This is a genomic window from Acinetobacter sp. HA (assembly GCF_000264725.1).
In the GTDB taxonomy this organism is placed as follows: domain Bacteria; phylum Pseudomonadota; class Gammaproteobacteria; order Pseudomonadales; family Moraxellaceae; genus Acinetobacter; species Acinetobacter schindleri.
This window is the reverse complement of sequence record NZ_AJXD01000047.1, coordinates 1-21,997: the sequence shown is the minus strand read 5'-3', so window position 1 is coordinate 21,997 and position 21,997 is coordinate 1. Positions and strand designations below refer to the sequence as shown.

Annotated in this window: 19 protein-coding genes, 1 tRNA gene and 1 pseudogene; 10 read left to right on the top strand and 11 right to left on the bottom strand. The window is 41.6% G+C overall.

Annotated elements, in window-relative coordinates; genetic code table 11:
* Positions 1-127: 127 nt before the first annotated feature.
* Positions 128-322, bottom strand: coding sequence for a hypothetical protein (locus HADU_RS09475; protein ID WP_004810999.1), 195 nt, complete (start codon positions 320-322; stop codon positions 128-130).
* A 412-nt stretch (positions 323-734) separates the two neighbouring features.
* On the opposite strand from HADU_RS09475, the gene sbmA reads away from it, so the two are divergent.
* From sbmA to HADU_RS09460, 3 genes are all read left to right on the top strand, one after another.
* On the top strand, positions 735-1,928 hold the full coding sequence (sbmA, locus tag HADU_RS09470) for a peptide antibiotic transporter SbmA (protein WP_004893364.1): 1,194 nt from the start codon (positions 735-737) through the stop codon (positions 1,926-1,928).
* 611 nt (positions 1,929-2,539) lie between these two features.
* Complete coding sequence (locus tag HADU_RS09465) at positions 2,540-3,526, top strand: hypothetical protein (RefSeq protein ID WP_008305665.1); 987 nt, start codon at positions 2,540-2,542, stop codon at positions 3,524-3,526.
* 253 nt (positions 3,527-3,779) lie between these two features.
* On the top strand, positions 3,780-4,241 hold the full coding sequence (locus HADU_RS09460) for a hypothetical protein (protein ID WP_167456620.1): 462 nt from the start codon (positions 3,780-3,782) through the stop codon (positions 4,239-4,241).
* 554 nt (positions 4,242-4,795) lie between these two features.
* On the opposite strand, the gene HADU_RS09450 is transcribed toward HADU_RS09460, so the two are convergent.
* The 4 genes from HADU_RS09450 to gatC are packed head-to-tail and all read right to left on the bottom strand — an operon-like array spanning position 4,796 to position 9,666.
* A complete protein-coding gene (locus tag HADU_RS09450; RefSeq protein WP_008305659.1) occupies positions 4,796-6,286 on the bottom strand; it encodes an FRG domain-containing protein in 1,491 nt (496 codons plus the stop codon).
* A 59-nt stretch (positions 6,287-6,345) separates the two neighbouring features.
* A complete protein-coding gene (gene gatB / locus HADU_RS09445; RefSeq protein ID WP_008305658.1) occupies positions 6,346-7,821 on the bottom strand; it encodes an Asp-tRNA(Asn)/Glu-tRNA(Gln) amidotransferase subunit GatB in 1,476 nt (491 codons plus the stop codon).
* Positions 7,821-9,299, bottom strand: a complete 1,479-nt coding sequence (gatA, locus tag HADU_RS09440; RefSeq protein WP_008305656.1) for an Asp-tRNA(Asn)/Glu-tRNA(Gln) amidotransferase subunit GatA — start codon at positions 9,297-9,299, stop codon at positions 7,821-7,823. Before gatA ends, gatB begins: the two co-directional genes overlap by 1 nt.
* A gap of 52 nt (positions 9,300-9,351) precedes the next feature.
* Complete coding sequence (gene gatC / locus HADU_RS09435) at positions 9,352-9,666, bottom strand: Asp-tRNA(Asn)/Glu-tRNA(Gln) amidotransferase subunit GatC (RefSeq protein ID WP_005221175.1); 315 nt, start codon at positions 9,664-9,666, stop codon at positions 9,352-9,354.
* Positions 9,667-9,798: 132 nt separating this feature from the next.
* Here gatC and HADU_RS09430 point away from each other — a divergent pair, with 132 nt between their 5' ends.
* The 6 genes from HADU_RS09430 (at position 9,799) to HADU_RS15635 (ending at position 14,556) form a co-directional block, all read left to right on the top strand.
* Positions 9,799-10,845 carry a rod shape-determining protein gene (locus tag HADU_RS09430; protein ID WP_004893381.1) on the top strand — a complete coding sequence of 349 codons (1,047 nt, stop codon included), beginning with the start codon at positions 9,799-9,801 and terminating at the stop codon, positions 10,843-10,845.
* A 16-nt stretch (positions 10,846-10,861) separates the two neighbouring features.
* A complete protein-coding gene (gene mreC / locus HADU_RS09425; RefSeq protein ID WP_004810981.1) occupies positions 10,862-11,719 on the top strand; it encodes a rod shape-determining protein MreC in 858 nt (285 codons plus the stop codon).
* Entirely contained in the window at positions 11,706-12,197 is a 492-nt protein-coding gene (gene mreD / locus HADU_RS09420; protein ID WP_004893383.1) for a rod shape-determining protein MreD, read from the top strand. Before mreC ends, mreD begins: the two co-directional genes overlap by 14 nt.
* Positions 12,185-12,751: a Maf-like protein gene (locus tag HADU_RS09415; protein WP_004893384.1), complete on the top strand. Its 567-nt coding sequence runs from the start codon at positions 12,185-12,187 to the stop codon at positions 12,749-12,751. Before mreD ends, HADU_RS09415 begins: the two co-directional genes overlap by 13 nt.
* A 40-nt stretch (positions 12,752-12,791) precedes the next feature.
* Positions 12,792-14,246, top strand: coding sequence for a ribonuclease G (gene rng, locus HADU_RS09410; protein WP_004810976.1), 1,455 nt, complete (start codon positions 12,792-12,794; stop codon positions 14,244-14,246).
* A 136-nt stretch (positions 14,247-14,382) separates the two neighbouring features.
* Positions 14,383-14,556, top strand: coding sequence for a PA1571 family protein (locus tag HADU_RS15635; RefSeq protein ID WP_004810972.1), 174 nt, complete (start codon positions 14,383-14,385; stop codon positions 14,554-14,556).
* 156 nt (positions 14,557-14,712) lie between these two features.
* Here HADU_RS15635 and HADU_RS09405 read toward each other — a convergent pair whose 3' ends face one another.
* Together HADU_RS09405 and HADU_RS09400 are read right to left on the bottom strand one after the other, a co-directional pair.
* Positions 14,713-16,095, bottom strand: a complete 1,383-nt coding sequence (locus tag HADU_RS09405) for a WS/DGAT/MGAT family O-acyltransferase (RefSeq protein WP_004893385.1) — start codon at positions 16,093-16,095, stop codon at positions 14,713-14,715.
* A gap of 478 nt (positions 16,096-16,573) precedes the next feature.
* Positions 16,574-17,309, bottom strand: a pseudogene (locus HADU_RS09400) (phosphoadenylyl-sulfate reductase).
* Between the two features lie 202 nt (positions 17,310-17,511).
* Here HADU_RS09400 and thrH point away from each other — a divergent pair.
* Positions 17,512-18,129: a bifunctional phosphoserine phosphatase/homoserine phosphotransferase ThrH gene (thrH, locus tag HADU_RS09395; protein WP_004810966.1), complete on the top strand. Its 618-nt coding sequence runs from the start codon at positions 17,512-17,514 to the stop codon at positions 18,127-18,129.
* Positions 18,130-18,196: 67 nt separating this feature from the next.
* Here the strand turns inward: thrH and HADU_RS09390 are convergent, their stop codons facing one another.
* From HADU_RS09390 to HADU_RS09375, 4 genes are all read right to left on the bottom strand, one after another.
* Positions 18,197-19,348, bottom strand: coding sequence for an OmpP1/FadL family transporter (locus HADU_RS09390; RefSeq protein ID WP_008305646.1), 1,152 nt, complete (start codon positions 19,346-19,348; stop codon positions 18,197-18,199).
* 310 nt (positions 19,349-19,658) lie between these two features.
* On the bottom strand, positions 19,659-20,963 hold the full coding sequence (locus tag HADU_RS09385; RefSeq protein ID WP_008305644.1) for an OmpP1/FadL family transporter: 1,305 nt from the start codon (positions 20,961-20,963) through the stop codon (positions 19,659-19,661).
* A gap of 346 nt (positions 20,964-21,309) precedes the next feature.
* Positions 21,310-21,382 (bottom strand) — tRNA-Arg (locus HADU_RS09380).
* A gap of 91 nt (positions 21,383-21,473) precedes the next feature.
* A partial coding sequence (locus HADU_RS09375) for an amino acid permease (protein ID WP_008305642.1) occupies positions 21,474-21,997 on the bottom strand: 524 nt, incomplete at its 5' end.

Here is a 21,997-nt window from a genome sequence, read left to right as displayed (position 1 = left end):
GGGAGGTTTTTTTATCTGTTTTCAGCTTTAGGATTAAAATAATAATACTGTCAGGCAGGTGTTGATCTGTATTCAGGAGAAGAAGTAAAACATACAACAACCCAGACCAAACTTTGAATCAGCAGAATTACAATTCTCTCCAGATTGTATTTTCATCTTTTAGTGCAACAGTAAAGTTAAACTGGTTGTCTGTAGTGACCAATAGACTGGTTGGTGTTTGCATAACTACTTTCAGCACTGTACCTTCTTCATAAATAATTGGCGTGCAGTTTTCTTTTTCCAAGGTGATTGGCTTCAGTAGTTCAATTACAGAGCTTTCCATGAGTTAACTTCCCGCGGTTATTATGTTTACTATTCATTCAAGGATAGCATAATTTTTCTTTGTTATTTAATAGTTTTTGCAAAATGAAAAATTGGAATGATCTCTTTCAATAGTGCATATCGCTGTAGTGTAGGATGGAAAATAACCATATATCGTATCTATTCTGTACAGGCTTGTTAACTGATGTTAAAACCAACAAAAGATGGATCACAGGATGCGTCACATAAGTATTCAGTTCACTACACACATAATGATTCATGCTTACAAATAGATTGATAAAAATAAGCAGTTTTCAGGCAGATATTTTTTTGATCAGGTTGAAAAACCTGTTATGAACTGCTTTACACTGCTGCAGATTTCATCATGATTGATTGACCTGAGGTCTACTAAAAATAAGGAGCATGCAAAGGACATGTTTAAGTCTTTCTTTCCAAAACCCGTCTGGTTTTTTCTCAGCGTGGTGGTGTGGTTCTTTATCAACCTCGCGATCTGGCATAGTGGAGGTTCAAGCTGGGGCAGTTATGTGGGTTTTAGCGAAGGCTACCATGAAGCGACGATGGCGATTGATATCAGCCGTTTCTGGTCACAGAAATTCCTGTGGTTCTATCTCTGGTTCCTGACTGCAACTGCGCTTTTTGCAGGATTCTGGTATGTGGTAGCGCGTCATCCCTGGCAGCGCTGGTCGGTGTGGGGTTCGGCCTTTATCCTGTTCAATATCTGGTTTGGGGTTCAGGTCAATGTTGTGCTGAATGAATGGTACAGTCCGTTCTATGACCAGATACAGAAGATGCTGACCAGTGGTGGTGGGGACGTAACTTTGCTCTATCAGGGCGCATTGGTCTTTATCTATATCGCGATGATTTATGTCACCCTGGCAGTATTTAACATGTTCTTTGTCAGTCATTATGTGTTCCGTTGGCGGACAGCAATGAATGATTACTATACGGCTTACTGGGAAAAGCTGCGGCATATTGAGGGGGCTTCACAGCGTATTCAGGAAGATACCATGCGCTTTGCTCGCAGTACTGAAGAACTCGGCGTTTCCTTTATTGAATCGTTTATGTTGCTGATGGCTTTTTTGCCAGTTCTGTATAAGCTTTCAAGTCACGTCAAGACCTTACCGATTGTGGGTGAGATTAGTCACGCGCTGGTCTGGGCATCCTTGGGCTGGGCGGTCTTTGGTACAGTGGTATTAATGGTCGTTGGTATGAAACTGCCAGGACTGGAGTTTAATAACCAGAAAGTCGAAGCGGCTTACCGTAAAGAACTGGTATATGGGGAAGATCATGCCGAACGTGCCCAGCCACTGACACTAAAAGAGCTGTTTAGCCGGGTGCGCTGGAATTATTTCCGCCTGTATTTCCACTATGCCTATTTCAATATGGTACGGATCTGGTATTTGCAGCTCGACAATATCTATGGCCTGTTTGTGCTATTTCCGAGTATTGCAGCGGGAGTAATTACTTTAGGTCTGATGATGCAGATCCTGAATGTGTTTAATAAGGTCCGTGAATCATTCCAGTACCTGATTTTGTCTTGGCCAAAGATTATCGAGTTAATGTCGATCTACAAGCGTCTGAAAGCGTTTGAATCTCATATTCATTAAAAAATAGTGTTTGGTATTTTAAAAAGACCAGCCTTATGGCGGGTCTTTTTTATATCAACTCAGGATTGGCCGGAGTATCCGATGAACGGTCAGTTATAGGCAAAATATTTGTAAAACCTCCCAATTTGGGGATATTCAGTGAATATTCGCTTGACTAGAATCCTAAGGGCCAAACGTGTTTGGTACTTAATTTTCAACCCCGCTGACGTATAAAAATAATAAATGTACGTTGATGAAAATTAAGTATTTTAATGCTCATAAACTGAATGCGGATGGTGGAGAGTGGTTTGCTATGCAAGTATAAAAGCTCGATCCAGCCTGCCAGATGAGTGACCAAAGAAGTACGTACTTCCTTCTTTGGTCTTTTTTCTTGAGCAGGTTTTATCTACAAAAATAATACTGCACCACATGAAAGTTAATGCAAATAATTTCAAAAATAACCATTAAAATGTCTCATAGTTATCATTTTTGATATTTTTAAATTTGAAAATAATTCTATTAATCAGATGCTTGTATTTGTTGTTTGCACAGTTTTGCATTATTTTATGTGAATGCTTTGGGTTGAGATATCTACGGTGAAACTGAAAGTATTTTTATTGATAACAATAACAATGAGCTTGGCAGCATGTAATAGCATGCAAGGCGCAAAGAAAAATATATTACATCCTTTTCACAGTCCCCAGGAACTGATTGTGAAACGGGGCATCAATCAGCCAGATGGCAAGGCGAAAGACTATGTCTATCTATGGGATCAACAACAGCGCCATAATACCACTCAGGCCATGTATCCACGTTCAGTCATGACGCAATATTGCCATGAACAGGGGGGTAAGTTATCCCTGCTATATAAGAGCAAATTTGGTCTGGTGAATGATCCTGCCCAGCGTACACGTCTCGCTGCAAATCGAGGTGTTGTACAGGGAATCGGTGCCTATAAATGTACGATGGGTGATCTTGCGGAAAGCTGGATTGTGTCGATTGAACCTGTTGCGGAACGTCAGGCAGAAAATAATAGCAAGACCCGTAACGTTCGGTTGCTGACCCGACTAATGAAAACAGCTGAAGCACATAATTTTTATCAGGCGGCTGCGAGCACTGCGAAGACAGCCAAGAAACAGGTCAATGTGGTGAAGGCAACGGCTACTGCCAAAACGTCTGTAGCAGCAAAACCAACAGCAGAACAGAAAGACCACGATCGTAAAGAGCTTGAGCGCAAAGAACTCGCCAAAGCCGAAGTCGAGAAGAAAGAGCCTAAGCCGGTGACAGTGGCCACTCCACGTGCGAGCGTGAACGAAACCCCACAACAGCAGCAAATGAAGCTGTATGTGACTGCCCGGCGTGACATTAATAATGGTAGAAACCTGAATAATGCCTGTAATAATGCCCAGCGTGCTTATAACTATGGCAAGCAGCAAGGCACAGAAGGAACGCGGGTTTATACTGAATCCGGTATGTTGGTGGCGCGTTGTCTGACCAGTATTTCGACGTATAGCAGCCGTTTTCCAAATGCCAAAGGACAGGCTCAACGCGTCCTGAACGGACTGGCATCGCAATATAATCATGCGGGTGCAAAGAATATGTTGAAACAGCTCAATTAAAAAAATCTGACTTTAATCGATAAGAATGCCACGCTTTAGAAACGTGGCATTTTTATTTTGAAACTGGGTGAATGCCTAGCGTAATCAACGCGCCAAGTACTTTGCTAAAAATCAGATTGATTTTGCAATGCAATAACAGATGAACTGTTATGCTTTGTGGTACAAAGGGCAAACTGTTCATCGGAGTTTGCTTATGTCTCGCTATGTTTCCCTTGTAAGCCACAGATTTTCCCAAATCGTTCGTTCTGCGCTGATGGCAACTGCCTTGTTGGGAGTAGTGCAAATAGCAAATGCAGGCCCAACGGTCGATCAACTCAGTAATTGTCTGGAGAGGTCTACTACAACTGCCGATAAAACTACGGTGATGCAATGGACCTTTGTGGCCTTGTCTGCACACCCTGACTTAAAGGCTTTTAGCAATGTGACCGCGACTCAAAAGGAAGCACTGGATAAGAATCTGGCGACGGTATTGCAGCGTATTTTAGTGGAGCAATGTTCAGCACAGACCAAAGCAGTGATTCAGGCAGAAGGTCTGGAGGCTGTGGGGAATAGTTTTCAGGGACTCGGACGTAGTACAGGTGAGGAAATTTTAAAGAATCCTGAAATCAACAATCAGCTTAAAGGTATATTGCGTTATGTAGATTTGAATAAGCTGGTAACCACGTTTTTAACGCCAGATATTTGGAATAAGTTGGGTTCGATCAGAGGGAATTAACGTGTCTGTAAGACTTACTTGAATATGGCAATAACAATTCTAATTAGCCCGTAAATGGGATAGAAAATAAACTCGATACCATCGGGTAATCCTGATCCTCGCTGTTTTCTGCGAGGTTCGGGCTGCATTCTAGATAGCCATTTACGGCATTTTGGAATCAATAGCAAAATGGTAATGACCAGTGCAAATATGCCAATGGCAATTTGGATAAGGAAGAGCAAAAGTTCGGGTGTCATTTTTATTTTTCTTAGATTTTTTTGATTTTATAGCATAAATATTAATCCTTTACCTAATCCTCGCTTGTGCTTCTTTTTTAGAAATATCTCTCCCTAACCCTTACTTGTACTTCGTTTTAAAGCAGTGCTTTAAAACTTGCTCAGGAGAGGGAATATCCAATATTAAATTCATGACGGCATTTAATTGTTAATGAAAGCTCCTTCTCCCAGTGGGAGAAGGCGGGGGATGAGGGGGCTAGTCACACTTAAAAAAGGACTTGGAGAGTTGGATACGACTTAAGTCTTCGAGTTTGACGATAGAAGATACTTTTTTGATGGTCATATTTTGAAATTTTCTAATCTGTTTTTGATATATTTGGCTGAGTTTTCAATACTTGGATAAACCGTTCTTTGATTGATATTGAGTAAATCTAGTTCATCTAATATTGGCTTTTTATCATCTTTATTTATTCTGATTCTATATACATTGAAGTCATCATTACCACTTTCAGGGATAGCTTCCGCATCTAAACCAAAGATGAGAAAAGATCCTGATTGAGCAATAATCCTTTCTTGGTTTAAACGCCCTTTTACACAGAAAGTGTTTTTAAGATCTTTGATTTCAACTTTAGGTTTGAAGTAGGGTTTTTCATTTAATATACAGTGTAAGTATTGTTCATAAACTTTTTCATTAAGGTCAGAATCATTTAAAAGAACTTTGTTTGGGTCATTTTTTTGGCAATTAATAATATATTGGGATAATTGATCTTTTTGATTAGCAGTGAGTTTTGCTAAATTTGTTAAGCAGGAAATTTTGTCAGAGTCATAAAAACATATATCGTTCTTTTTGACAGAAATTAATACAACTTCACCATCTTCATTATGTTTTAAATTTTCACAGGCAAAGTAGAGTGCAGTCAATGGATTACTAGATATATCGAGCATTCTAGTTGGCATCCCATAATGTTGCATTCGTGTAAGGATGTCAAAACCACTGATGTCATTACTGAAGGAATTAGGTTCCATTGTGAGTAACTCACGAAATAACAAATGTTCACCTTCTAAATAGACTTTTCCTTTGCCATTGGGATCTTCACGTAAAAGTGAGGGTAATAGTTGGTGCGAAAATTTTCCATGACCTCTATAAAATACTTCACGATTTTCTTTTTTGTTAATAATGAATTCATTTATATCTTTAATTTTTTCTATATAAGTAGAAATACTATTGATATATGGAGGAGTATAGATAATTTCAGCTTCTATGCTAAAACTAGTTTCAATTGATGTATTTATATGACCAATAATTTGAGGTGGATTTAGTAGGTCAATATTTTGATTTGGAAAAGTTTCTTTTATCTCTTCTAAATTTGAAAAGATATCAAGAGGCGCTAATTTTTCAAATAAGTTAGAATTTTTAATTGCCCAATGTGTTCGCGTTTTTTCCCAACCATCAAAATTTAATGCTTTTTCTAATTCATCTAAATTACAAATTTTTAAAAAATTATTTGTTTCCTCAATGTATGGGTTGATTTCAACTTTTTCTGATATTAACTTTAAAATCGCTGTAATAGTTTTGTTTTTTTCATTTAATTTAACATCTTGTAATTCAGCTATTGCAATAAAATCTTTAAAGTTTTCAAAACAAATGATACAAGGGAAATTGCGCAAGATTAAAAATGATTCATTAGTTAAATCTTTAAATTTTTGACGAACTGCCTCATCAGTGTGTTCCACAAAACGACTTGTGCTATAGGTAATAGAAATTAGTTCATTATCTAAAGTATCTATTTCATATTCTGAATAACATTGTAAGAGATTAAAGTAAGCCATAAAAAACCCCGCATTAAGCGAGGTTTTTATAACATGAAATCAATTAATTAGCGAATAAATTAACCAATCAATTTCTTCATCAATTCATTCACTTGAGCAGGGTTGGCTTTACCTTTTGCTGCTTTCATTACTTGACCAACCAGACCGTTGAACGCTTTCTCTTTACCAGATTTATATTCTTCAACCATCTTCTCGTTCGCAGCAAGCACGTCCTTAATAATCGCTTCAATTGCGCCTGTATCAGTTTCCTGTTTCAAGCCTTTTTCCGCAATAATCTCGTCCGCAGATTTACCTTCGTCCCACATAAAGCCGAATACTTGCTTCGCGATCTTACCGTTAATCGTGTTGTCCACAATACGTGCGATCATACCGCCAAGTTTCTCAGCAGATACAGGAGAATCCACCAATTCCAAGCCTGCTTTGTTTAGCGCACCAGAGAATTCACCCATCACCCAGTTTGCCGCAATTTTACCTTGTGCAGCGCCACCAGCAGCTTTCACCACCTCTTCGTAGAACTCTGACATTTCACGTGTCAGTGTAAGCACGTGCGCATCGTATTCAGTTACACCAAAGTCAGCCACGAAACGCGCACGGCGTGCAGCAGGCAGCTCAGGCATGGTCGCCTTAATCGCTTCGATTTGTTCGTTTGGAATGACTACAGGCAACAAGTCTGGGTCAGGGAAGTAGCGGTAATCGTTCGCTTCTTCTTTCGAACGCATAGAACGCGTTTCCATTTTTACAGGGTCGAACAAACGTGTTTCTTGGTCAATCGTACCGTCCCATTCCAGGATTTCCATTTGACGTTCAATTTCAACATTGATCGCCTGTTCAATGAAACGGAATGAGTTGAGGTTTTTCAATTCGCAACGTGTACCGAAGGGTTGACCCGGACGACGTAAAGACACGTTACAATCAGCACGGAATGAACCTTCCGCCATGTTACCGTCAGAGATCCCTAACCAGCGTACCAATGTATGAATTGCTTTAATGTAGGCAACCGCTTCTTCCACAGAACGCATATCGGGTTCAGATACGATTTCAAGCAGCGGCGTACCGGCACGGTTTAAATCGATACCAGACATGCCTTCAAACTGGTCATGAATCGATTTACCTGCATCTTCCTCAAGGTGTGCACGCGTCACACCAATACGTTTGGTTGTGCCATCTTCAAGCTGGATGTCGATATGACCCAAACCCACAATCGGGTTATCCATTTGGCTGATTTGGTAGCCTTTTGGAGAGTCCGGGTAGAAATAGTTTTTACGTGCGAACACAGATGCTTGGTCAATGTAAGCATCAATCCCCAAACCAAAGCGAATCGCAAGATCCACAACTTCTTTGTTTAATACCGGTAATACGCCCGGCATCGCCAAATCTACAAGGCTGGCCTGAGTGTTTGGATCATTACCAAATTCAGTTGATGAACCCGAGAAGATTTTAGATTTGGTCGCAAGCTGAGTGTGAATCTCGATACCAATAACGACTTCCCAACCATCAATCAGGTTTGATTTAGGTTTAGCGTTGTTCTTCGCCATTATGCGTTCTCCTCAGCAATTGCAGCGCGTTTTGTATGCCAATCTGTTGCTTGTTGATACTGGTGTACCACAGACAACAGTTGAGATTCTGACCAGTAGTTACCAATCAGCTGTAAGCCAATCGGCAAGTTGTTATGGTCAAAACCAACAGGCGCGTTAATCGCAGGAAGACCTGCCAGGTTCACTGCAAGCGTATAAATATCGCCCAAATACATTTCAACTGGAGTCAAATCCGCACCGATTTTATAGGCAGTCGTTGGCGCAGATGGGGCAGCGATGACATCGACAGATTCAAAAGCTTTTAAGAAGTCTTGTTGAATTAAACGACGCACTTTTTGTGCTTTTACATAGTATGCATCGTAATAACCAGCAGACAGGGCATAGGTACCAATCAGGATACGACGCTGAACTTCAGAACCGAAACCTTCTGAACGGGAACGTTTATACAGGTCGAGAAGATCTTTAGGCTCTTCACAACGGTAGCCATAACGCACGCCGTCATAGCGTGACAAGTTAGAAGATGCTTCAGCAGGTGCGATCAGGTAATACGTTGGAACATAGGCTTCCGTCATGTTGAGATCAATCTCAACCAGAATAGCGCCCATTTCTTCCAGTTTTTTTAAGGATTCTTCAACGCGTGCTTTTACATCAGCGGCAAGACCTTCAACATTGAAGTACTGTTTTGGAATACCAATACGTAGGCCTTTCACAGATGTGCCATTCAGGTTTGCCACATAATCATCTACTTCTTTTTCCATTGAAGTAGAGTCTTTAGCATCGTGGCCTGCCATCACATTCATCAGGTAAGCACAGTCTTCCGCAGAACGTGCCATTGGACCACCTTGGTCCAGTGATGAAGCATAGGCAATCATACCGAAACGCGATACACGGCCATAAGTCGGTTTCAGACCAGTCAGACCACAGAAAGAGGCTGGCTGACGGATCGAACCACCAGTATCAGTACCGGTTGCAAATGGTGCCAGATCAGCCGCTACAACCGCAGCAGAACCGCCTGAAGAACCGCCCGGAACATGATCCAGTGCCCAAGGGTTTTTGGTTGCGCCAAAGTAAGAGGACTCGGAAGTTGAACCCATGGCGAATTCGTCCATGTTCACTTTACCAAGCGTCACCAGGCCCGCAGCTTTACCTTTCGCTACAACGGTCGCGTCGTAAGGAGAGATAAAATTGTCCAGCATTTTAGAACCAGCAGTTGTTTTAATGCCTTGGGTACAGAAAATATCTTTATGTGCAATTGGCACACCAGTCAGCACATTTGCGCTACCAGCACGACGCAGTGCGTCAGCAGCATCGGCTTGTGCCAGTGCTTGCTCAGCGGTCACAGTCACGTATGACTTCACTTGAGCATCCACTTTTTCGATGCGTTTTAAGTAATGTTCAGTCAATTCGCGTGATGAAAATTTAGCATTGGCCAAACCTTCGGTAAGTTCACGAATTGATAGGCGGTGTAAATCTGTCATGAGAAATAATTCTTTACGTTTAATTTAATAAAAAGATTGAACTGGATAGTAATTACTCAATTACGCGAGGAACCAAGTACAAGCCATCCTGTACCGCTGGTGCAACTGCCTGATATTCATCACGGTGATTACTTTCACTCACTACATCTTCACGTAATGGCTGAGGATGGTCGAAAGGGCTTTTTAATGGTTCAACACCGTCAGTATTGATACCTTTCAGCGTTTCCATCATGCCTAAAATTTTATTTAAACTTTGAGCATATTCAGCAGATTGCGTATCATTCAGAGATAATCGTGCAAGGTTCGCAATAGCTGAAACTGTTTCTGCATTTAAATCTGCAGAATGCTGTGCATCCGATGTAGACATAACATTACCTAATCAGTATTAAAAAAAATCAAATTATCATGCGTTATGATAAGCGATTGACTTGTCCAAAGCATCACATTTAGTTAAAGTTGCCACCTTGCGTCCATATAAAGTTTAATTGAGAACGTCCCCGTGATTCTAAAACGACTAATAGGCTTGTTTTCGCCAGATCTAGCCATTGATTTAGGTACTGCAAATACACTTATTTATGCGCCAGGACGAGGCATTATATTAAATGAACCGACGGTTGTAGCAATCCGTCATAGTGGTTCACAAAAAATTGTTGCTGCCGTAGGTCTTGACGCGAAACAAATGCTTGGTCGTACCCCGGCAAATATTTCAGCAATCCGCCCGATGAAAGATGGTGTGATTGCAGACTTTGAAGTCACTGAAACCATGTTGAATCAGTTCATCGGCAAGGTTCACGAAAAACGTTTATTCCCGCCTGCACCACGTGTTGTGGTGTGTGTTCCATGTAAATCTACCCTGGTTGAACGTCGTGCGATCCGTGAAGCCGTGTATAACGCTGGCGCGCGTGAAGTACGTTTGATTGAAGAACCGATGGCAGCTGCAATTGGCGCTGGCATGCCGGTAGAGCAGGCATGTGGTTCGATGGTTGTGGACGTGGGCGGTGGTACAACAGAAATCGCGATCATCTCGCTGCAGGGCTGTGTCTATGCAGACTCATTGCGTATTGGCGGTGATGTGTTTGATGAACAGATTATTAACTACGTGCGTAAAGCACATGGTTGCGTAATCGGTGAAACGACTGCTGAAATTATTAAAAAAGAAGTCGGTATGGCGCTTCCGGATGAAGGTGCAAAACCACTGGAAATTGAAGTTCGTGGTCGTAATCTGGCTGAAGGTGTGCCGCGTGCAATTACGGTGACTTCTGATGAAGTGACTCAGGCAATTTCTGACCCATTGCAATATATCGTGTCTGCTGTGAAATCTGCACTGGAACAAACCCCTCCTGAACTGTCTTCAGACATTGCTGAGCGCGGGATCGTATTGACGGGTGGTGGTGCATTACTACGTAACTTGGACAAGCTTCTTGCCAAAGAAACTGGTCTTCCTGTGGTGGTTGCAGAAGATCCGCTGTCATGTGTAACACGTGGTGGCGGTAAGGTTCTCGAATTCTTCGACAACCCAAATCATGACATGTTATTCGTAGGCTAAGAACAGGACACGGCGGGTGCAAACACATCTGTTTTCTCGACAACCGCCATCTTTTCGCTCATTCGTCATTGCGTTGGTGACCTGTCTGGTGGTGCTTTTCTTTGATTGGCGCATGCCTCATCTGGTTCAACCTGCAAGGGATGTGCTGAATGCGGCATATAATCCGATATATGCTGTGGCCAGTTATCCTGTATTGTCGCGAGAATGGCTGAATCAACAAACCAAGTCTGAAGCACAACTGCGTCGTGAAAATACCGCGATGCAGGCTGAGCTATTACAGGCGCAGGTACGCTTACAGAAAATTTCTGAACTGTCTGCTGAAAATACCCGTCTGCGCGGGTTGCTGGACACGCCTTTAATTATTGATGGACGTATGGAAATTGCAGAAGTGATTGGTACTGATGCCGATCCGCTGCGTCATATCATCGTGATTAACCGGGGTTCTAACAGCCACCTACGGATAGGACAGACTGTGCTGGATGACAAGGGGATCATGGGACAGATCATTAGTGTCTATCCGCATAGTAGCCGTGTCATGCTGCTCTCAGATAAAGAACATTCACTTTCAGTACGTCTGGAACACACTGGCATGCGTGCCATCGTCTCGGGGACGGGTGATCTTGGGCGTCTGAAAATGGAATATGTACCGACCAGTGCCAACATCAAAGTCGGTGAAAAAGTTTATAGCTCAGGTTTGGGACAGCATTTCCCGGCAGGTTATCTGGTTGGCACCGTCTCTAAAGTACAACGTCATAATTCAGGTGAATTTGCCCAGATTGATGTGATTCCGGCAGCACAGCTGGCTGGTGGTCATCATGTGGTGGTACTGTTTTCTGATTCATTAGCGATGGAGCAGCCACATGTCGATCGCTAAAATGCAGTCCAGAACCCATCGGGATCCATTGTTCCCGATTATTATTTCAGTAATTTTTGCCTCGGTTCTGGTGGTCTATCCTTTATCTTATTCGCTCTCTGGCTGGCGTCCGCAGTTTATGCTGATGGTGATGCTGTTCTGGGTGCTCTGTCAGCCGACCTGGTGTGGGATCTGGTTTGCGTTCAGTACCGGAATCTTGTTAGACCTGCTATTAGATGCACCTTTAGGTCTGAATGCGCTGAGTTTTATTATTATTGCCTTTATGGCGCGCTTCCTGACCCGTGAGCGCCGCATCCTGACTTTTAGCAATCTCTGGATTATTGCTACATTGGCACTCGTTGCCCATCTGATGCTGACCTTCTTTGCTCAGATCATTAGCGGCGTGCAGTTCTCGATTCCACGTCACTGGCTACCGATACTGACTAGCGTTATGGTATGGCCTGTTCTATATTATCTGCTCAGAAAATGGCGCATCTGATTCTGGCCTCCAGTTCACCTCGACGCCGTGAACTGTTGCAACAGTTGGGACTGGAGTTCGAGATTTACAGTCCTGATATTGACGAATCCGTATTGCCCAATGAGTCAGTTGCGGCTTATGTTGAACGTTTGGCACGTGCCAAAGCGGATGCCGTGGCCGAGCGTTATCCAGATGCAATTATCATTGCTGCCGACACCAGTTTGGGGGTTGATAACGAGATTCTGGGTAAACCTGAATCCAAACAGCATGCCTTTGTAATGTGGGCTAAAATATCAGGTCGTAAACATGATGTATTTAGCGGTGTCTGCGTACGCACAAAAAATGAAAAATACAGTATAGTGGTAAGGACACAGGTTGAATTTCAATCACTCACCACCCATGATATGGAAAGTTATTGGGCGACTGGTGAACCGGTAGGCAAGGCAGGCGGTTATGCCATTCAAGGTATTGCAGCACGTTATATCCCCGCGATTCAGGGGAGCTACTCTAATGTAGTCGGTTTGCCCCTATATGAAACGGTACAGTTATTACAGACGGTTAAGGCACTAAATTAACTGCTGAAAAAAGAATTCTTATAATGTTTTGAGTGTTGTTATGTCTGACGAGTTATTGATTAACTTCACACCGATGGAATGTCGTGTGGCGTTAATCGAAAACGGCACGGTGAACGAACTGTTCATCGAGCGTACCGCGAAGCGCGGTCTGGTGGGGAACGTATATAAAGGCAAAGTGGTCCGTGTCCTGCCAGGGATGCAGGCTGCTTTTGTCGATATTGGTCTGTCACGTACTGCTTTTTTGCATATCAATGATATGGTCTGGCCGCGTCAGCAGCCGACACCGAATGTGTTTGAATTACTGCAGCCAGGTCAGATTCTGACGGTGCAGGTGATGAAAGACATGCTCGGGACCAAAGGCGCACGTCTTTCAACTGATCTCTCCATTCCTTCACGTTATCTGGTTTTGATGCCTTATGGCAATCATATTGGCGTATCGCAACGAATTGAATCTGAAGAAGAACGTAATCGTTTACGTTCGATTATTGAACGGATTCAGGCCCAGCATAAACTGCCCGGTTCGGTGATTGTCCGTACTGCGGCAGAAGGCATTGATGAAGCTGAAATTGCCCAGGATATGGCTTATCTGGCCAAGCTTTGGGACTACATTCAGCGCAAACAGAAGAGCATTGCCGTTCCATCACTGATCTTTGAAGAACTGCCGCTGCCACAGCGTGTGATTCGCGATCTGGCCAATGAAAACACTGCCAAAATCTATGTCGATTCACGTGAAATCCACGGCAAACTGAAAGAGTTTGTTAAAGAATTTGTGCCAAGCATGAATGATCGTTTGCTGCACTATCCAGGCGAGCGCCCGATCTTTGACTTATATAATGTTGAAGATGATATCCAGAAGGCTCTACAAACCCGTGTGGCACTGAAATCTGGTGGCTATCTGATGATTGATCAGACTGAGGCCATGACCACGATTGATGTCAATACCGGTTCCTATGTCGGCGGTCGTTCACTGGAAGATACCGTCTTCAAAACCAATATGGAAGCAACTGAGGTGATTGCACGTCAGTTGAGACTGCGTAATCTGGGTGGGATCATTATTATTGATTTCATTGACATGCAGGAAGCACAGCATCGTGACGAGGTAATGAACCAGTTTGAAAAAATGCTGGAACGTGATCATGCCAAAACCAAGATTACCCAGGTATCTGAACTGGGTCTGGTCGAGATGACGCGTAAACGTACGCGTGAATCTCTAGAGCACCTGTTATGCGAATCCTGTCCAACCTGTCAGGGACGTGGATACGTCAAAACAGCAGAATCAGTGTGTTACGAAATATTCCGTGAAATTTTACGTTACGCACGCGCTTATCAATCACAAAGTGGATTTACTGTAGTGGCACATCCGTCAGTGATTGATCGACTGCTGACTGCAGAAGCCCCGGCTGTGGCGGATCTGGAACACTTTATTGATCGCGTGATTAAGTTCCAGGTTGAGAATTTATATACGCAAGAGCAATACGATATCATTCTCAGCTGAAATTGTAACAGAATATCGTAAAACCCTTGTTACAACTGGAATTTTTACAAGCGCAGGTGAATTCTGAATACTAGACACATCCAGTAGCCAAAGCCAATCTCCCAATATTTTGGCTTAGCAAAAAATGAGGTGTGTCATGAGTATAAGTAAAGCAGTTATTAATAAGGGTCTAAAACACGTGCTTGAACCGAAAACTGTCCACGCGGGATACATTGTGGACGAACGCGGCAATGAAGTTCAGATTACTTCATCTATGATTCGTACGGTCTGCCATCAGCTATTAAAACAATGTCGTACTGTGAAAAGTTAAAATTTGAATATTGCTTGAATGGTTTGAATAAAAAATAATCAAATAAAAATAAAGGGGCACCATATGCCCCTTTATTATTGCATGAAATTATTGGCAAAAATGTTCATACTTATTTTTGCATAAAAACTTAGTCTTGATTTTAGTCTTCATCGCAGTCTAACTTACTGCTGCGAGCTTTGGGGTTTTGCCACCATCGACAATCCGTTCAAAACGCTGGATTTCGTCCTCAAGATGAGTAAGCAGATTCTGCATTTTAGGCAGGGAATTACGGCAGGCGGTCAGACCCACTTCAAGTTTGTCTAAATAACTGGTCATGGTGATATTGAGTGCCTGACCATCGAGCACGATAGAGGCAGGGTAGAGAGCTTCCAGACGGGCACCATTCCAGTACAGCGGTTCTTGTGGACCTGGAACATTGGAAATCACCAGATTAAATGCCTGGCGTTTTGGCATCAGACCTGATGCAATATTCAAACCTGCAGCGCCATAAACAAAAGCACTATAGTTCAGAATCTGATTGGCATTCATGCGCTTAAAACGTTCTTTGGCATTCAGTACGCTACGACGTACGATCTTGAGACGTTCTAAAGGGTCTTCCTTATGCGTACCCAGATTCGCCAGAATCATGGTAATACGGTTTGATACATCAGAGTCATCAGAACGTACAGAAGCCGGTACCATGGCAATCAACGGTTTCTTCGGTAGAGCATCTTGGCTGATTAAATATTCACGTAAGGCACCGGAACAGATTGCCAGCACGATATCGTTAATGGTTACACCCAAGGCTTTAGAAATACGGCGAAGACGCTCAAATTCAAAGGATTGCGCGGCAAATCGGCGTGATGCACTGACACGTTGATTTAGAATGGATGAAGGGGCCTGGAAACTGGAGACATAATCAGGATTACGTCCCATGTCTTTTAATACAGTTTGCGACAGCTCATAGATGACACGCGGAGTAGATTCCAGTTGTCCTTTCAGCGTAGATAAAACGCCTTTAATGCGACTAACTTTTGGTGCTTTCAGGCGCTTGGCACGTGGCCCTTCTACACACCATGGTGGCACAATACTTTTTCCCTGTGGATCATGAGACAGTGATTTCTCGACCAGACGCATACCCGCAATGCCGTCGACCATGGCATGGTGGATTTTAAAGTACATCGCGAAACGGTTACCTTCTATTCCTTCAATGATATGACAGGTCCAGAGTGGTTTGGCACGGTCAATCAGGGCACTATGTTCCTGTGAAATATAGGTGAGTAATTCACGGATGCGACCCGGTTTTGGCAGGGCAATATGCCGGAAATGATGATCCAGATCGAACTGTTGATCTTCATCCCAGAACAAGCCATTTAAATAATTATTGAAAGGTGGGATTGGAATAGATTTGGAAGTACGGATATCACGCACCAATTCCTGAATAAAAGTTGCCGGTGCATTATCGGGAATCTGAAATAAAAAAAGACCACCTACATGCATAGGTTGCTGCCGTTTCTCTAAAGATAAAAAAATAAGATCAATTGGATGTAATGGACGCATAGCGTGGATTGCCTCACTGCACTCTATATGGCTGTTCTCTATCTGAAAAGCCTTGTTAGAATTATTGCTTTAGTAAAGAAAGTATAGCTGTTTTAACGTAGAAATGAACTGCTTAATCTTAATCTGTTAAGTTAAAAAGTAATAATTGACATGGAGGTTTATACCTTCCTAAGTTTTTGAAATGTGAAAACTTTAGTTTTTAAGGCTACTGCTGAAAATACGTTTTTTAGGTCTGGTGGGAGTATAACTGAATAATTATGCATCATTAAAAGAATGGTATTGAGTTCAATTTCACATTTTTTTGCAAATAAATCTATTCAACAACATTTTATAAATTCTTTGATTATCCTCAGGATCTTTCCTGATGAATGGTAAAAGAGGAGACTTGATATCTTGTCACCAAATGTAAGATTCGTAGTTAAAAAGGCTATCCTGATTCAGGATAGCCTTTTACAAATATGCACAGTCTGATTTAATTTTACTCTTTCAGGTTGCCTGCATGTAAGCCACATTCTTTATGCGTGGCTTCTTCCCACCACCAGCGACCTTCACGTTCGTGCTGGTTCGGTAAAACGGGACGAGTACATGGTTCACAGCCAATAGAAATGAATCCTTTCTCATGCAATGGGTTGTATGGAATTTCCATCATGCGGATATAACTCCATACATCGGCACTCGACCAGTTGGCCAGCGGATTGTATTTAATCAGCTGTTTACCGGGACCTGAAAAACCTGGATCTGCCTGAACCACCGGAATTTCATTCCGTGTACCCGGGCTCTGGTCTTTACGCTGACCGGTAATCCAGCCATCAAGTGTTGCAAGTTTTTTTCGTAATGGTTGAACCTTGCGGATGCCACAACATTCCTGATGACCATCTTGATAGAAACTGAACATCCCTTTACGAGTAGTCAAATTTTCAATGGCTTCACGTTCAGGAAAACAGATTTCAATATCTACATTATAGTGTTTTCGAACTTGCTCGATAAATTGATAGGTTTCAGCGTGCAAGCGGCCTGTATCCAGACTAAAGACACGGAAAGGTTTACCGAGGTGGGAAGCCATGTCAATCAGTACAACATCTTCTGCACCAGAAAATGAAATGGCAATTTCACCTGGTTGATTCAGGGCAAGTGCCAAAAATTTCACTTGGAGATTTATCAGCATATTCAGATGCAAGCGCATCCATAATATCAATAGTAGGAATAGTGGTCATGAGAATCCTGGCGATATAGGCTTGGAATGACTCTGCCTATATTAATTAATTTCACATGTATTTTAATAGAAGAGAATTAGTAGTCTTATCACTAAAAAATAAATACTTATGAAAAAAATAGATTTAAAAAAGAACAATGCAAAATATGAATCTTCAGCTATGATATGGAAAATTTTTTAGATGATAACTGAGGGGAATATTCATGGAAGTCGTATGTCTGGATCTTGAAGGTGTATTGGTTCCTGAAATTTGGATTAATTTTGCAAAGAAAACAGGCATTAAAGCGCTTGAAGCAACGACTCGTGATATTCCTGACTATGATGTGTTGATGACACAACGTCTGAATATTCTGAAAGAGCATGGCTTGGGTCTGAATGATATTCAGGAAGTGATTGCAGATATGGGGCCATTTGAAGGCGCCAAAGAATTTGTAGAATGGGTAAGCACTCATTTCCAACTGATTATTTTATCTGATACTTTCTATGAATTTGCGCATCCTTTAATGAAGCAGTTAGGCTGGCCAACAATTTTCTGTCATAAACTTGAAACTGATGAAAAAGGCATGATCACCGCGTACAAACTGCGTCAGCCAGATCAAAAACGTCAAGCGGTAAAAGCATTACATGGCCTGAACTTCCGTGTGATCGCAGCAGGGGATTCTTATAACGATACCACCATGCTGGGTGAAGCGGATCACGGTTTCCTGTTTGATGCACCGGAAAATGTGATTGCTGAATTCCCGCAATTCCCACCGATTCATGGTTATGCAGCGTTGAAAGAAGCCATCCGTAATGCTTCAATCCGTAATATTCCAGCTTAAGTGTTAAAAGCTGAATGAAATAAAAAAGGCGCTTGAGGCGCCTTTTTTATTTTGAGGATATACTGAATTAGAAGCGGTAACCGATCTTCATGCCATATGCCCATGCATTATTATCTTCAAATTCACCTACTGGATTTCCTCCTGTCTGTGCAGTCGCATCACCTAACCAAAGGTGTTTTACACCAGCCTGGATAAAGTAATTTGCAGCAGGGCTATATTGAGCACCTAGACCTAAACTCCAATAGCCTTCAGTTGGGCCAAGTGTTGTCACAGGGTTACCTGCACCTGAATCCCAGCCTACTGAAGTAGATGCTGACCATTTGTCATTAAACTTATGACCGACACCGATATTTGCAGACCATTGGTCGTCAGAGTAATCGATTAAGTTCTGACGGACATGAGGAGCTGGAATAGAGCTAATGTTGCCCAAAAGCACAGGTTTTACAGCAAATTGGCTCCAGTGAACCCAGCGAAGATTCGCAAATACCAAAGTATTTGTTGCAATTCCTGTTTGAAAATCTAAGTTAACAGATTGAGGGGTGGTTGCATTTACACTTGAATTTAGTGCGCTTAAAGATGGAACAGGAAGTGAAGTACTTTCATGGGAGTCTGCATTATGTTCAATTTCAGAACGATAAGTTACCGCGGCTTTAAGAGCAATTTCAGGGATCTGGTAAGCAAAACCTGCAATCCAGCCGAAGGCCGGTTCTTCATCTACTTTAATATTGTAAGTACCTAAGGCAGTATTGCCACCATATGCTGCACCGCGTAATTTAATATCTGCTTCTACAGTCTGGTAAACAGGACCTGCATAAATATTCCAGTTTTTATTTGGTTGGTAACCAATTAAAGCTGAAAGATTGTGTGTTTCTACTTCTACTTGGGTTGCTTCACCATTCGCACCAAAAACTGGATTATTTGAAGGGTAGAGAGATTCGGCGCCAAATGGTTGGTCATATAAAAGACCTATAGAAATGTGTTCAGTTGCTTGTACTTTAATTGCAGCAGAAGGGAAATAATAATCTTCTGCCATATCGTTAACTTTCAATTGATTAGATTGAACTTTGGGATCTAAAATTGAAATACCTGCTTCTGCATAATTACCCAGTTGTAAAAATGCAGCAATAGACTGACCAGAACGGTCTAAACCAGCAGCAAGCGCAGGTGTAAGTGGGAGAGTACTAAGTAAAATAGCCGAATAAATTCTATTGAGCTTCATGGTCGTTCCCTGATGCTTTATGTAACAAAAAGTGCAGGAAAAGTAACACATTTGAAAAAAGAGTAAATGCTCAACTTCGCAGAATAAATGAACTGAATAAGTTATAAATAGCAGTTGATTAGAGTAAAAGAACTATTTTTAGGTCTTAAGTAAATGAATTTTATTAAATAATTTTTTTAGGGTGATGTTTGGGTAAATATGAGTTTAATTGCTTTAAGTTTGAACATTTGGTTAACACTTGTATAAAAACGAGTGGGTTTTAAGTGCAAAAAAGCCACCCCGAAGAGTGGCTCCTTTGAAAACTAAGGGATTAGAAGCGGTAACCAATTTTTAAGCCGTATGCCCATGCATCGTTGTCTTCAAATTCTGCAACTTGAGCATTTTGAGCATTGCCAGGAACAGAATATGAACCAGAATGTGCTGTAGCATCACCCAACATAAAGTATTTCACGCCACCTGCAATAAAGTAGTTTGGAGCAGGGCTAAATTGTAAACCTAAGCCTACGTTCCAGTAGCCTTCAGTAGGGCCAAATGTTGATACAGGGTTACCTGCACCTGTGTCGTAACCTACAGATACATTACCAGCCCATTGTTCACTGAATTTACGACCTACACCTACTGTTGCAGAAATTTGATCATCAGAATAGTCGAGTAAGTTAAAGCCTTTCGTGTAAGCACCACCAGTTAATGCTGTTGATGCAGCTTCTGCGCCTTTACCGAACGCGTATGGACGGATTGAAAAATCTTTCCAATTAACCCAGCGTACATTTGCGAATGCTACGGTATTAGCCATGATACCTGTTTGTAAATCTAAATTAATAGATTGAGGTGTGGTAATCTCAGTTTCGCCAAGACCATTGTTCATATTGATTACTGTACCTGGATTTGTTCCCAATGCAGCAATAGAGCTTTCGTCAACAGTTAACTCATGTTTAATTTCTGAGCGATATGTTACAGATGCTTTTAAAGCAATTTCTGGAATTTGGTATGCAAAACCTGCTAACCAACCAACTGCTGAGTCTTCACCAATATTTGCGTTGTAACCACCAAAATTATTTGTTCCACTGTAAGCGTAACCACGTAATTGGACATTACCTTTTACTGTTTGATAGACTCCACCACCATAGAAGTTCCAATTTTCAGTAGGTTGAAAACCTAGAATAACGCTAATATTTTGTGTATCTACTTCTGCTGATGTTGATTCATTTCCGTCATGGAATAAACCTGCGCCACCTAAAGCTGCTGAACCTGTGTCGCCAGTTGAATAAGTAACATCAGCGCCAAATGGTTGGTCGTAAATTAAACCAAAAGAAAAATTATCGTTTAATTGTAATTTTAGTGCTGCAGACGGGAAGTAGTAGTCACCTGCCATATCATCAACGCTGGTATTTTGTAGGCCTACTGCTGCTGGTGGAACTGCTGCTGAAGGCGTATAACCATTTTTTACTTTGCCAGAAACATTCGGATCTAAAACAGAAATACCTGCTTCAAAGTAGTTACCCGGTTGTAAGAATGCAGCCATAGATTGACCAGAACGATCCATACCTGCAGCAAAAGCACCTGTCATTGGTACAGTTGCTAAAATCATTGCTGTGCTTAGTGCTTTTAATTTCATTATACATTTCCCTTGAGGTACAAATTTGGGTATTTAAAACGTTTTTTCGGTATTAGCTTGGTATTGTTTTTGGAGTCATTCCTATGCCTTCAATGGCTGATTTGTTACTCCATGTGACAAAAATAACACAATATAAAAAAGAGTAAATGCTCTAGTTTGAATGAGTAGTTCAAAAAAACATCAAATTAGAGTAAAAATACTAATTGAAAAGTAATGTAAGGATATAAGTTTTTGAAATTTAAAAATTTAATTAGAAATAGAGAGATAGTAAAAAAATGAAAAAAATATAGATTTATTGAATTATTGCTTAAATTTTTTGTTAATTAGTTCACATATTTGAAATATGTGCGCCCTGCGGGACTCGAACCCACGTCGGTCGCTTAGGAGGCAACTGCTCTATCCAGTTAAGCTAAGGGCGCAAAACGATCCCTAATCTACTCCAAAAAAGACGAAAAAAAAAGTTATTGCCGAAGCAATAACTTTAAAAAATAGTCAATTAAAACTTTTTAATTAATTTTTGGTCTTGAGCAGTTTAAACAGGATAAACATGATCACGACCCAAATCGGAAGCATGTATACAGATTCCTGGAAGCCCTGAGTCCACATAATGTAAAGAATAGTCGCAATAAAGCCTAATACAAGTATGTTACTTGCTGGAGACCAAAGTGCTGGAAATTTGGTTTTTTCCCCAACTTTTTTCATTGCCTGAATAAACTTGAAATGTGTCAGTGAAATCATTGCCCAGTTCAAGACCAAGGCACCTACCACCACATAGATCAGATGGCTTAAAGCATCTTCTGGTACAAAGTAGTTCAACAGTACGCAGCCAAAAATCAAAGCAGCAGAGAAGAGTACTGCAGGAATTGGCGTACCTTGTTTATTTACTTTCAGGAAGAGCTTCGGTGCATTGCCTTGTTTGGCCAGACCGTAAAGCATGCGGCTATTGGCATACATACCACTGTTATATACAGACAGTGCAGCAGTTAGAATAATGAAGTTTAGCAGGTGGGTTGCCCAGTCAATACCTAGCTGAC